This is a genomic window from Nocardioides sp. R-C-SC26 (assembly GCF_021246465.1).
GTDB lineage: Bacteria > Actinomycetota > Actinomycetes > Propionibacteriales > Nocardioidaceae > Nocardioides.
In genome coordinates, this window is the sequence record NZ_JAHRHK010000007.1 from 83,853 (window position 1) to 96,024 (window position 12,172).

At 70.6% G+C, this 12,172-nt stretch carries 13 protein-coding genes; all 13 read right to left on the minus strand.

Annotation, left to right across the window (positions count from 1 at the left end):
• Window positions 1-60: 60 nt before the first annotated feature.
• Window positions 61-399 (minus strand): P-II family nitrogen regulator, encoded by a 339-nt coding sequence (locus tag KSO97_RS08430; RefSeq protein WP_232677861.1) that lies wholly within the window; start codon window positions 397-399, stop codon window positions 61-63.
• A 2-nt stretch (window positions 400-401) separates the two neighbouring features.
• The gene (locus KSO97_RS08435; protein ID WP_232677862.1) at window positions 402-1,679 is read right to left on the minus strand and encodes an ammonium transporter; all 1,278 of its coding nucleotides are present in this window, start codon (window positions 1,677-1,679) and stop codon (window positions 402-404) included.
• Between the two features lie 170 nt (window positions 1,680-1,849).
• Window positions 1,850-3,001: a signal recognition particle-docking protein FtsY gene (gene ftsY, locus KSO97_RS08440; protein ID WP_232677863.1), complete on the minus strand. Its 1,152-nt coding sequence runs from the start codon at window positions 2,999-3,001 to the stop codon at window positions 1,850-1,852.
• Between the two features lie 70 nt (window positions 3,002-3,071).
• Window positions 3,072-3,248, minus strand: coding sequence for a hypothetical protein (locus tag KSO97_RS08445; RefSeq protein WP_232677864.1), 177 nt, complete (start codon window positions 3,246-3,248; stop codon window positions 3,072-3,074).
• 87 nt (window positions 3,249-3,335) lie between these two features.
• The gene (locus KSO97_RS08450; RefSeq protein ID WP_232677865.1) at window positions 3,336-3,821 is read right to left on the minus strand and encodes a thioesterase family protein; all 486 of its coding nucleotides are present in this window, start codon (window positions 3,819-3,821) and stop codon (window positions 3,336-3,338) included.
• Entirely contained in the window at window positions 3,818-7,375 is a 3,558-nt protein-coding gene (gene smc / locus KSO97_RS08455) for a chromosome segregation protein SMC (protein WP_232677866.1), read from the minus strand. The genes KSO97_RS08450 and smc overlap by 4 nt, the downstream gene beginning before the upstream one ends.
• Window positions 7,376-7,480: 105 nt before the next feature.
• Window positions 7,481-8,803, minus strand: a complete 1,323-nt coding sequence (locus KSO97_RS08460; RefSeq protein ID WP_232677867.1) for an MFS transporter — start codon at window positions 8,801-8,803, stop codon at window positions 7,481-7,483.
• Window positions 8,804-8,867: 64 nt separating this feature from the next.
• Window positions 8,868-9,065, minus strand: a complete 198-nt coding sequence (locus KSO97_RS08465) for a hypothetical protein (RefSeq protein WP_232677868.1) — start codon at window positions 9,063-9,065, stop codon at window positions 8,868-8,870.
• 111 nt (window positions 9,066-9,176) lie between these two features.
• Complete coding sequence (gene mutM / locus KSO97_RS08470; protein WP_232677870.1) at window positions 9,177-10,019, minus strand: bifunctional DNA-formamidopyrimidine glycosylase/DNA-(apurinic or apyrimidinic site) lyase; 843 nt, start codon at window positions 10,017-10,019, stop codon at window positions 9,177-9,179.
• Window positions 10,020-10,033: 14 nt separating this feature from the next.
• On the minus strand, window positions 10,034-10,696 hold the full coding sequence (gene rnc, locus KSO97_RS08475; protein ID WP_232677872.1) for a ribonuclease III: 663 nt from the start codon (window positions 10,694-10,696) through the stop codon (window positions 10,034-10,036).
• Between the two features lie 71 nt (window positions 10,697-10,767).
• Window positions 10,768-10,953: a 50S ribosomal protein L32 gene (gene rpmF / locus KSO97_RS08480; protein ID WP_232677874.1), complete on the minus strand. Its 186-nt coding sequence runs from the start codon at window positions 10,951-10,953 to the stop codon at window positions 10,768-10,770.
• A gap of 67 nt (window positions 10,954-11,020) precedes the next feature.
• Window positions 11,021-11,584, minus strand: coding sequence for a DUF177 domain-containing protein (locus tag KSO97_RS08485; RefSeq protein ID WP_232678128.1), 564 nt, complete (start codon window positions 11,582-11,584; stop codon window positions 11,021-11,023).
• 79 nt (window positions 11,585-11,663) lie between these two features.
• Window positions 11,664-12,143 (minus strand): pantetheine-phosphate adenylyltransferase, encoded by a 480-nt coding sequence (gene coaD / locus KSO97_RS08490; RefSeq protein ID WP_232677876.1) that lies wholly within the window; start codon window positions 12,141-12,143, stop codon window positions 11,664-11,666.
• Window positions 12,144-12,172: the final 29 nt, after the last annotated feature.

The following is a 12,172-nucleotide window of genomic DNA, read 5'->3' on the forward strand; positions in this document are numbered from 1 at the left end:
ACTGCCGGACCCCGGGCAGACAGCAGGGCCCGGCCGCCACCGGCCGGGCCCCACCGGACGTCAGAGCGCCGCTTCGTCCTTGTCGCCGGTGCGGACGCGGACGACGGTGTCGATCGCGGAGACCCATACCTTCCCGTCGCCGATCCGGCCGGTCTGGGCGGTCTTGACGATGATGCCGACGATGTCCTCGACGTCGTCGCCGTCGACCACGATCTCGATGCGGATCTTGGGGACCAGCGCGATGTCGTACTCCGCGCCGCGGTAGACCTCGGTGTGGCCCTTCTGGCGGCCGTAGCCGCTGACCTCGCTGACGGTCATGCCCGTCACACCGAAGGTCTCGAGCGCCTCGCGGACGTCCTCCCACTTGTGCGGCTTGATGACCGCGGTCACGAGCTTCATTCTCAGAATCCTTCCGACGCGGGCTTGGTGTTCAGGACGCCGGTCTTGGGACCGCCGCTCATCGAGGTGTGCAGGTCGTAGGCGCTCTCTCCGTGCTCCACGAAGTCGATGCCCTCGACCTCGTCCTCCTCGGCCAGACGCAGGCCGATCGTGTACTTGATGGCGAGGCCGATGATCGTGGTGAGCACCGCGGAGTAGCCGATCGCCACCAGTGCGCCGAGCACCTGGTCGCCGAGGGAACCGAGGCCGCCGCCGTAGAAGAGGCCGTCGATGCCGCCCGCTCCCTCGGAGGTGGAGAAGAGGCCGATCAGCACGGTTCCGATGATGCCACCGACGAGGTGCACGCCGACGACGTCGAGGGAGTCGTCGAAGCCGAACTTGAACTTCCACGAGACCGCCCAGGCGCAGACCGCTCCGGCGATGAAGCCGATCGCGACGGCACCGGAGAGGTCGACCGCGCCGGCCGCCGGCGTGATGGCCACCAGGCCCGCGACGATGCCGGATGCGGCACCGAGCGAGGTCGCCTTGCCGTGCATGATCCGCTCGAGCAGCAGCCAACCGAGGATCGCGGCCATGGTGGCCAGCGTGGTGTTGGCGAACGTGCGACTCATCTCAGCCACCGGGTCCTGATCGCCGAGGACGATCGAGCCGACGTTGAAGCCGTACCAGCCGAACCAGAGCAGACCTGCGCCGAGCATGGTCAGGGTGAGGTTGTGCGGACGCATCTTGTCCTTGGGCCAGCCCACGCGCTTGCCGAGCAGCAGCACCAGCACGAAGGCAGCGACACCGGCGTTGATGTGGACGGCGGTGCCGCCGGCGTAGTCCTGGGCACCGATCTGGCCGCAGATCAGCGAGTCGTCGGTGCAGCTGAAGACCATGTGGGCCATCGGGAAGTAGACGACGATCGCCCAGATCGGGACGAACAGCACCCAGGCGGAGAACTTCATCCGGTCGGCCACGGCGCCGCTGATGAGGGCGCAGGTGATGATCGCGAACGTCATCTGGAACATGACGCCGATGTAGGCGTCGGTCGGGACGCCGTCGAGCCAGAAGAGCTCGAACGGGTTGGCGAACAGCACGCCGTCACCGCTGAAGCTCATCGACCAGCCGATCGCGACGTAGACGATGCCGACGATCGCCGCGGCGACGTAGGACATCATCATCATGTTGAGCACCGACTTGGCGCGGGACATGCCGCCGTAGAACAGGGCGAGCGCGGGGATCGTCATCATCAGCACGAGTGCCGTGGCCACGAGCATGAAGGCGAAATAGCCGTCCACAGAACCTCCAGGAGTCCGAACAGGGAGTCGGAGGTGCAGCCCGGGCCTTCCGGCCGACCACCCGACTGCGAGGACTCTGCGCCGCGGAGGTTTCAACGCCACCCGTCGCGTGTTTCGGAGACGAAACAGGTTTCCGCTCTGTGTTACGCGGACGTTTCGGCCTCCGGCCGTCAGCCGAGGAGTGCGTCGACGAAGGCCGCGGGATCGAACGGCGCCAGATCGTCGGGGCCCTCGCCGAGGCCGACGAGCTTGACCGGCACGCCGAGCTCACGCTGCACGGCCATCACGATGCCGCCCTTGGCCGAGCCGTCGAGCTTGGTCAGCACGATGCCCGTGACATCGACGACCTCGCTGAAGACCCTGGCCTGAACCATGCCGTTCTGACCGGTGGTGGCATCGAGCACCAGGAGCACCTCGGTGACCGGAGCCTGCTTCTCGATCACCCGCTTGACCTTGCCGAGCTCGTCCATCAGGCCGGCCTTGTTCTGGAGCCGCCCGGCAGTGTCGACGATGACGGTGTCGACGCCCTGCTCGACCCCCTGTCTGACCGCCTCGAAGGCGACGCTCGCGGGGTCGGAGCCCTCGGCGCCCCGCACGACGTCGACGCCGACGCGCTCGCCCCAGGTCGCCAGCTGGTCGACGGCGGCGGCGCGGAAGGTGTCGGCGGCCCCCAGTGTCACGCTGCGGTCCTCGGCGACCAGGATCCTGGCGATCTTGCCGACGGTCGTGGTCTTGCCGGCGCCGTTGACGCCGACCACGAGCACCACGCCGGGCTGCCCCTCTGCTCCGCTGACCTGCAGACGTCGATCCAGGCTCGGGTCGACCAGCGCGATGAGCTCATCGCGCAGCACCGACCGCGGGTCGCCCGCCTCGGCGCCGTCCACGCGCAGCCGGGTGCGGAGGTTCTCCACGACCTTCTGGGTCGGGGCGACCCCGACGTCGGCGGTGAGCAGGACGTCCTCGATGGCCTCCCAGGTGTCCTCGTCGAGGCGGTCGCGTGAGAGCAACGCGAGCAGACCGCGACCGAAGCCACCCTGGGAGCCGGCGAGCCGCTGGCGCAGCCGAGCCAGGCGGGATCGGGTGTCCTCGGGGCGGTCCAGGACCGGCGCGGCCGGAGGCGCCTCCGTCGGCTCGACGAGACCGCCCGGCGCCGCATCGACGTCGCCGACCGAGGGGGCCGGCCCGGTCCCGGGAGTCTCGACCGGCGGCATCGCCGGCGGGACCTTGCCCGTGCCCTGTCGTCGCGTGACGAGACCGACGATCAGGCCGATCCCGACGAGGAGGATCAGGACGCCAAGGCCGATGAGCACGGAGATCTCCATGTCGCTCATCCAATCAGGCAGCGAGCGGATTCGTTCGACGGCCCGAAGTCACTGCGGCGACCGGCCCGGTTCAGGAGCGGCGGGACGGCTCCGGCAGCGTCGGGACGGCGTCGGCGGCCTTCTCCATCGCGTCGCCGAGCCACGGGACGACGGGCACCTGCTCGCCCCGGTCGGTGTAGGCGGCGTAGACCGCCACCAGCGCTGCGAAGACCAGCGAGACGATCAGGGCGACGGCGACGACGAGCATGGAAGACCCCTCCGAGATGACGACGTCTTCATTCTGCGCGATCACACGACCCCGGAAACCACCTGGTGGCGGCAGGGGTGGTTCAGATCACGCCTCGTCACCGGATGTCGAGACGACCAGCGGCTCCAGCACCGCGCGGATCTGGTCGGGGATCGGCGTCGGTGGCCGTGCCGGGTCGTTGTCGTCGACGTAGACGTGCACGAACCGGCCCTCCGCGTTCGCCGGCTGCTCAGGCCCGGCGTCCTCGCCCTGGAAGAGGCCGACCCGGTAGACCACCGACGTGCGGCCGAGACGTTCGACCAGCACCCCCATCTCGATGGGGCGCGGGTAGCCCATCTCGGCGAAGTAGCGGCAGCTGACCTCGGCGACCACTCCGATGGCAGGCAGCTTGCGGATGTCGGTGCCGGTCGCCTCCGCGAGATGTGCGTTCACGGCCGTGTCGATGAGGTCGAAGTACCGGGCGTTGTTCAGGTGCCCGTACACGTCGTCGTCGGACCACCGCGTCGTCGCGGTGCGCCAGGTTCGGTAGTCGCCACGCACCGGGCGCGGAGCACGGCCGGTCGAGGCGCTCATGCCGACTCGGTCTCGCGCAGGCGCTGGCTGATGACGGCGCTGACGCCGTCGCCGCGCATCGTGACGCCGTAGAGGGCGTCGCCGACCTCCATCGTGCGCTTCTGGTGGGTGATGACGAGGAGCTGGGAGTTCTCGCGCAGTTCCTCGTAGATCTCCAGCAGGCGCCCCAGATTGGTGTCGTCCAGCGCGGCCTCGACCTCGTCGAGGATGTAGAAGGGCGAGGGACGGGCCTTGAACAGGGCCACGAGGAAGGCGACGGCGACCAGGGACCGCTCGCCGCCCGACAGCAGCGAGAGCCGCTTGACCTTCTTGCCCGGCGGACGAGCCTCGACCTCGACACCGGTGGCGAGCATGTCGTGGGGGTTGGTGAGCACCAGGCGGCCCTCGCCCCCGGGGAAGAGTCGCGAGAAGGTCTGGTCGAAGGCCTTCTCGACGTCGGCATAGGCCTCGGTGAACACCTGCTCCACCCGGACGTCGACGTCGCGCACGATGTCGAGGAGGTCCTTGCGGGTCTGCTTGAGGTCCTCCAGCTGCTCGGTGAGGAACTTGTGCCGTTCCTCCATCGCCGAGAACTCCTCGAGAGCCAGCGGGTTGACCCTGCCGAGCATCGCGAGCTGGCGCTCGGCAGCGCGCAGCCGCTTCTGCTGCTCCTCGCGGACGAACGGGGTCGGCTGCAGTTCCTCGCCGTCGGGGGCGGGATCGGCCGTCGCCGAGGGCGGCACCAGCTGGTCGGGACCGAACTCGCCGACCAGTCCGGCGGGCTCGAGACCGAGCTCTTCGAGCGCGCGCTCCTCGATCTGCTCGATCCGCATGCGCTGCTGGGCGCGGGCCATCTCGTCGCGGTGCACCGAGTTCACCAGCTCGTCGTGCTCCTTGCCGAGGTCGCGCAGCGCCGCCCGGACGTCGAGCAGCTCGCGCTCGCGGCCCGTGCGCGACTGCTCGACCCGCAGCCGATCCTGGGTGGCGGCATGCAACGAGGTCTCCAGCCGGGCCAGCACGTACTCCGCGGCGACGGCGACCGCCTCGGCGGCGCGTCCCTCGGCGACGAGCCGCTCACGACGCTCGGCGGCGCGCGCCCGGGTCTCGCGCTCGGCCGCCGCCTGGCGCAGCATCGCGTCGACGCGGCCGTGCAGGGCACGCGCCCGCTCCTCCGCGGTGCGCAGGGCGAGCCGCGCGTCCACCGCGGCCCGCCCCGCCGCGGTCGCCGCGGCGGCGAGCCGCTCGCGGTCGGCGGTGTCGGGCTCCTCCTCCGGAGCATCCTCGGCGGCGGCCAGGCGCTGCTCGAGCTCCGCGAGGCCGGCCAGGTCGTTCGTGCGCGCCTCCTCGGCCTTCTCCATGGCCTGGGTGAGACGCTCGGCCTCGCCGCGGGCGGCACGGGCCTGCGAGCCGTACTGCCCCAGTTCCTCGGCGACCGCCGCGAGCGTCGCGTCGGACTCGTGCAGCTTCGCCAGGGCGACGTCGACCCGCTTCTGCGCCTCCAATCGCTCCGCCTCGAGCCCGGAGAGCTCGAACGCGAGGCGCTCGCCCGCGGCGGTCACCTCGGCGAGCTGGCTCGCGGCGTCGTCGACCGCGCCCTGGATCTCGATCAGGCTCTGCTGGGCCGAGGAGCCGCCGGCGGCGCGATGTGCGCCGAGCAGGTCGCCCGCGGGCGTCACGAAGAGCACGTCGGGCAGGTCGGCGACGAGACGGCGCGCGACGTCGAGGTCCTCGACGACGGCGACCTTGCGCAGGAGTCGAACCAGCGCCGGACGCAGCGCGTCGGGCGCCTCGACGACGTCGAGTGCGTAGACCGCGTCGCCCGGCAGCCCCGGCCAGTCCTCGTCGTCCACTGGCGCACCGCCGAGCACGAACCCGGCTCGCCCGAGATCCTCGGACTTCAGCAACCTGAGTGCCGTGACGGCGGAGTCGGCATCGGCGACCGCGACGGCGTCGGCAGCGCTCCCCAGAGCACTCGCGACGGCCGCTTCGTAGCCGGGCCGCACGGTGAGGAGCGCCGCCACCGATCCGAGCAGCCCGGAGACGGGCTCGGACGCCGCGAGCAGGGCACCCGCGCCGTCCTTGCGCGCCAGGCCGATCTCGAGTGCGTCCTTCCGGGCTGCGAGAGCGGTGCGATCACGATCCGCCTGCTGCGCCTGGGCCTGGGCGGCTTCCAGCCGCTCCTCGATCGCCTCCAGGGCGGTGTGCGCGGCCTCGTGCTCGGCGTCCAGCCCCTCCTCGCCGGCGTCCAGACCGGCGACCTGCGTCTCCAACGCGGTGAAGTCGCGCTGTGCGCGCTCGGCTCGCGCCTGAGCGTCTTCGCGGGCCAGACGCAGTCGACCGATCTCGTCGTCGGCGGCCGCGGCACGCGAGCGCAGCGCGTTGACCTGGCCGTGCAGCCGGGCCAGGCCCTCACGTCGGTCGGCCGCTGCCCGCTGCAGGCCGGCGATGCGGCGGTCCTCCTCCGCTGCGGCGTCCTCGGCGGCGCGACGAGCCGCCACGGCGTCCTCGAGCGTGGTGCGGTGGGCTTCGACCTGCGTGGTGATGGCCTCCTCCTCCGCGCGCACCCGCGCGGCCTCGGCCTCGATCTCCTCCGGGTCTCGGCCACCACCCGACTCGGACTCGGTCACGCCGGCGGCGTTGCGGATGCGCTCGGCCGCCAGTCCCTGCGTCCCGCGGATCCGCTCACGCAGACCGCCCAAGGCGTACTGCACCTCCTGGGCACGGCTGAGCGCGGGCAGGTCCTCGCGCAGCGCTGCCTCCAGGGCTGCCTCGGCCTCGCGGGCCTGCGCGATGGCCGCCTCCACCTCCTCACGACGCTCCACGAGGATCGACTCGTCAGCGAGCTCTTGTTCGAGGGCGGTCCGCGCGATCACCAGGTCGTCGGCGAGCAGCCTGGCCTTGGCGTCGCGCGCGTCGGCCTGGACGCCGGCCGCCTTGCGGGCGACCTCGGCCTGACGCCCCAGCGGCTTGAGCTGACGACGGATCTCGCTGAGCAGGTCGTTCAACCGGTGCAGGTTGCCCTCGGTGGCATCGAGCTTCCGCAGCGCCTTCTCCTTGCGCTTGCGGTGCTTCAGAACGCCTGCCGCCTCCTCGATGAAGCCCCGACGGTCCTCCGGCGTCGCGTGCAGGATCGTGTCCAGCTGGCCCTGCCCGACGATGACGTGCATCTCCCGGCCGATGCCGGAGTCGCTCAGCAGCTCCTGGACGTCGAGCAGCCGGCAGGAGTTGCCGTTGATCGCGTACTCCGAGCCGCCGCTGCGGAACATCGTGCGGCTGATCGTCACCTCGGAGTACTCGATCGGCAGCGCGCCGTCGGAGTTGTCGATCGTGAGCACGACCTCGGCACGACCCAGCGGCGCACGCCCCGACGTCCCGGCGAAGATGACGTCGTCCATCTTGCCGCCGCGCAGGGACTTCGCACTGGCCTCGCCCATCACCCACGCGAGTGCATCGACGACGTTGGACTTGCCCGAGCCGTTGGGTCCCACGATGCAGGTGATCCCGGGCTCGAGCTGCAGCGTCGTCGCCGAGGCGAAGGACTTGAAGCCCTTGAGCGTCAGGCTCTTCAGGTACACGCAGGACTCCCCGGGGGCAGCAGGCCCGCGGTTGCGGGCCGAGCGGTTCAGGAACGTGCTGTCACGCAGGCGCAAGCGCTCGCCGGGGGAAGCAGCCCGCCCACCCTAACGCTCGTCGTCCACGGCACCGTGCACCTGCTGCCCGGCGTCAGGCACGAAGGCGGCAGCCTCGGCTGTGGGCTGGTCGTCGGCATGGGCGATGTGGTGCAGCTGCGGCCAGATCGCGCAGACCAGGACGGCCGACCCTGCGAACGCGAACCAGAATGGTGCGGTCAGCCCCCCGTGCTCGGCGATGACGCCGCCGAGCATCGAGCCGAGTGCCATGCCTCCGAAGACACCGAGCACATTGACGCTGCCCACGCGGCCCTGGAGCGCCTCCGGCACCGCCCGCTGCCGGATCGTGATCGAGGTCGTGCCCCAGATGAACGCGTGGGCACCGAAGACGAAGAAGATCGCCATCGCGACCCACGGCGAGTGCGTGAGCGCGAGGCCGAGATGCACGAACGTCTCGACGACCAGCCCGATGCGCATCAGGCCCGCCAGGCTGATCCGGCGAGTGAGCCAGCCGTAGGAGAGCGTGCCGGCGATGCCGCCCAGGGCTCCTACGGTGGTGACCAGGCCGAAGCCGACCTCCCCCAGACCCAGGTGCTCGGTGGAGTAGAGGACGAGCACCGACCACGCCGCGCCGAAGGTGGTGTTGAAGACGAAGATCGTGACCACCAACGTGCGTACCGCTGCGTGGTGCCACGTCCACCGCACCCCCTCGACGACCTCGCGCCACACGTGGCCAGGGGTGTCCGCGTCGCGCACCCGCGGCGTCGTCGCGACCCGCGTCACCAGGATCGCGCTCAGCGCGACGAGGACGGCGTAGGCGACGAAGGGTACGACCGAGCCGAGGGCGAACAGCAGCGCACCGAGGGGCGGTCCGGCGAGCTGGTTCATCGTCAGGAATCCCGCCTGCAGGCGGGTATTCGCCGTAGCGAGGTCGTCACGGTGGACGAGCATCGGCAGCAGCGCCGCCGAGGCGCTGTCACCGAACGTCTCGGCGACGCCGAGCAGGAACAACGCCGCCAGCACGACCGCGATCGACACGGCGTCCGCGACGATCGCCGCCGCCAGCACCCCCAGCACCGCACAGCGCGCGATGTTGACCGCGACCACGATCTTGCGGCGATCGACACGATCGGTGACGACACCAGCGAGCAGCCCGACCAAGAACGGCGGCAGATAGATCATCGTGGCCGCGAGGGCGACCAGACCGGGCGAATCGGTCTGGCTCGCCACGAGCAGCGGCCCCGCCGCGACCGCGATACCGTCGCCGATGTTCGACACCCACGACGACGCCAGGAGCCATCGGAAGGACGTCCCCAGCCGTTCGGGGACGGCTACGGCGAGCGCGCGACGTCCCAGGTGGATATCGGTGCTCACAAGGTGCGGACGCTACTCGCAGCGTCCGCGGAGGGCACCTGGATTACCAGCTGCCCGGCCGGTCTCAGACCGGCTGCAGCTCCTGTTGGGGCGAGGGGTCGAGCAGCTCGGCGGCGCGAGCCACCAGGCGGTCGTTCTCCTCGCTCAGACGCAGGACGAGGGACTCCAGCTCGGCCACCCGGTTGCGCAGTCGAGCATTCTCGACGGCGAGCCGGGGGTCGCGCAGGTCGCTGCTCAGGTGTCCGATCAGCGCCTTGGCCATGGGACGGTGTGCCTTCCAGTTCAGCGGTGACCCGGGATCAGGGCCGTCTCCAAGAGTCTCACCGAGTGGGACGAGGGTCAATCTGACGGCATCGCGCGAAGGGCGCGCCGTTCACCGGCCCCGCGGCGCCTTCTGGCAGGTGGGGCAGAAGTAGGAACTGCGATTCATGAACGCGACCCTGCGGATGGGCGTGCCGCACCGCGAGCACGGTCGATCCTCCTGGCCGTAGGCCGAGAGAGACCGGTCGAAGTAGCCCGACTGGCCGTTCACGTTGACGTAGAGCGCGTCGAAGCTCGTCCCGCCTTGCGCGAGCGCCTCGGCCATGACGTCCTGGACGTGGCCCAGGAGCCCGAGCACCGTCGTCCTGCTGAGCTGGCGACCGGCACGCTCCCCGTGGACGCCCGCTCTCCAGAGGCTCTCGTCGGCATAGATGTTCCCCACGCCGCTCACCACGGTCTGGGTGAGGAGCAGTCGCTTGATGCCGGAGGCGCTGCGTCGGATGCGGGCGGCGACGGCGTGGGGGTCGAAGGCCGCCTCCATGGGGTCGGGCGCGATGTGGACGATCTCCGAGGGGAGCTCCGCCCCCCCGGAGCTGAGCGACAGACCGCCGAACATGCGTTGGTCGACGAAGCGGAGCTCGTCGTCGCCGAGGCCGAACCGGACCCGTAGGTGTCGCTCGTCGACCTGTCCGACCGGCTGCACCAGCATCTGCCCACTCATCCCGAGGTGGGCCATCAGGGCGTCACCGTTGTCCAGCGGGAGCCATAGGTACTTGCCACGACGGCGCGCGCCGACGAGCACGCGCCCGGTCAGGTCCGCCGCGAACGCCGCCGCGCCCGCGACATGGGCTCGCACCGGACGCGGGTGGAGTACCTCGACCGCAGCGATCCGACGCCCGACGACGTGTCGTTCGAGGCCGGCGCGGACGACCTCGACCTCGGGCAACTCGGGCACGAGAGGTCGCCGGCTCAGCCGGCGGAGGCCGACGGCGCGGGCGCGGCCGCGATCTCGCGGTAGGCGGTCTCGGCGGCAGCCTGCTCGGCTTCCTTCTTCGAGCGGCCCGTTCCGTTGCCGTAGAGCTGCTCCCCCACCCGCACCTGGGCGAAGAAGGTCTTCATGTGGTCGGGGCCCTCGTCGCGGATGACGTACTCGGGGACGCCGAGCGTCCGCTCGGCGGTCAACTCCTGCAGCGACGTCTTCCAGTCCAGGCCCGCACCGAGCGCCGAGGCCTCCTCGATGAGCGGGTCGAAGAGGAGGTGCACCACCGCCGCGGAGGTGTCGATACCGCCGCTGAGGTGCACGGCGCCGATCACGGCCTCGACGGTGTCGGAGAGGATCGACGCCTTCTCGCGACCACCGGTGCTCTCCTCACCGCGACCGAGCTTGATGTGCGCGCCCAAGCCGATGGTCTGCGCGACGCCAGCCAACGCACGGGCGTTGACGACTGCGGCGCGGAGCTTGGCCAGCCGTCCCTCGGAGAGGTCGGGGTGGCGGGTGTAGAGGGTCTCGGTGACGACGACGCCGAGCACCGAGTCGCCGAGGAACTCCAACCGCTCGTTGTGCGGCAGACCACCGTTCTCGTAGGCGAACGACCGGTGCGTCAGCGCACGCTCGAGCAGCTCGGGATCCAAGGTGGGATTCCCGAGCTGCGTGCGCAGCGCTTCGTAGGTGCCGATGGCCGCGGTCGAGCGCTGGGTGCGCGTCAGAGAACCTGACGGCGGGCGTTGCGCGCGCCGTACTGGCCGCACTCACCGCAGGCACGGTGGGGCAGGTGCTGGGAACCGCAGGCCGGGTTCGCGCACGTGACGAGCTGCGGCGCGGTCGCCTTCCACTGCGAACGGCGGTGGCGCGTGTTGCTGCGCGACATCTTCCGCTTCGGGACAGCCACGGTGATCTCCTTGTTCGAGCCGGCCGCCGCGAGGCGACCGGTGCTGGGTGGTTCGGATGCTGCTACGTCAGGGGGTGTGGCCCGAGGGCCGCTCATCGATCTCGGTCAACGCTGCCCATCGCGGGTCGATCGGCGCCTCATGTGCGTGGTCGGGATCCTCGATGAGCCGCGCTCCACACTCGGGGCACAACCCAGGACAGTCGTCCTCGCACAACGGCTGGAACGGTAGTGCGAGCACCACCGCATCCCGCAACACGGGCTCCAGGTCGAGAAGATCGTCCTGGAGTGTGCTGACGTCGTCGTCCTCGTCGTCGGGGTTGTGGTCACGCAGATCGTCGTAGACGTACAGCTCCTGGAACCGCACCGCGAGCTCGTCGCGGATCGGTTCCAGGCACCGCACGCACTCGCCGTCCAGGTCGGCTGACGCCGTCCCGGTGACCAGCACCCCCTCCATGACCGCCTCCAGCCGCAGGTCGAGTTCGACCGGCGCACCTTCGGGGACAGCGAGGACTTCGATGCCCAGATCTGCTGGAGCCGGCACCGTCCGCGACACCTCACGCTGGGACCCCGGGCGGCGGCCGAGCTCGCGAGTATCGAGCACGAGCGGCGCTCTCGGGTCCAGGCTGGTCAGGAGATCACTTCCGGTTCCGGGCACAACAGATCAGCGAGAAGCGTACTGCTGGGGCAGGGCCGGACCCAAACCGAGCGGGTCACCGCTCGGCGAGACGCGCGAGCAGCCGCTCGTGCACGAAGTCCGGCACGAACTCGCGCACGTCGCCACCGAACGCGGCGACCTCCTTGACCAGGCTGGAGGAGACGAACGACTGCCCCGTCGAGGTGGGCAGGAACACCGTCTCGACCCCGGTGAGCGCGAAGTTCATCTGCGCCATCGGAAGCTCGTAGTCGAAGTCGCTCGAGGCGCGCAGGCCCTTGACGATCGCGCGGGCGCCCTGGTTGGCACAGAACTCGGTGACGAGACCGGTGAAGCCCTCGACGCGCACGTTGCGCCATCCCGCGCACGCCCGGCCGAGCATGTCGAGCCGCTCCTCCGCCTCGAACAGTCGACGCTTCGACGGGTTGACGCCGACCGCGACGATGACCTCGTCGAACAGCGCGCTGGCGCGGGCGATGATGTCGAGATGCCCGTGGGTGACAGGGTCGAAGGATCCTGGACAGACGGCGCGGCTCACGGCATCGGAACGTATCTCACCGCGCCCGG

Excerpts from the sequence above, each read along its gene's own strand:
- ftsY (WP_232677863.1), bottom strand. The coding sequence starts at position 3,001 with ATGGAGATCTCCGTGCTCATCGGCCTTGGCGTCCTGATCCTCCTCGTC.
- KSO97_RS08465 (WP_232677868.1), bottom strand. The coding sequence starts at position 9,065 with ATGGCCAAGGCGCTGATCGGACACCTGAGCAGCGACCTGCGCGACCCC.
- KSO97_RS08430 (WP_232677861.1), bottom strand. The coding sequence starts at position 399 with ATGAAGCTCGTGACCGCGGTCATCAAGCCGCACAAGTGGGAGGACGTC.
- KSO97_RS08450 (WP_232677865.1), bottom strand. The coding sequence starts at position 3,821 with ATGAGCGCCTCGACCGGCCGTGCTCCGCGCCCGGTGCGTGGCGACTAC.
- KSO97_RS08445 (WP_232677864.1), bottom strand. The coding sequence starts at position 3,248 with ATGCTCGTCGTCGCCGTCGCCCTGATCGTCTCGCTGGTCTTCGCAGCG.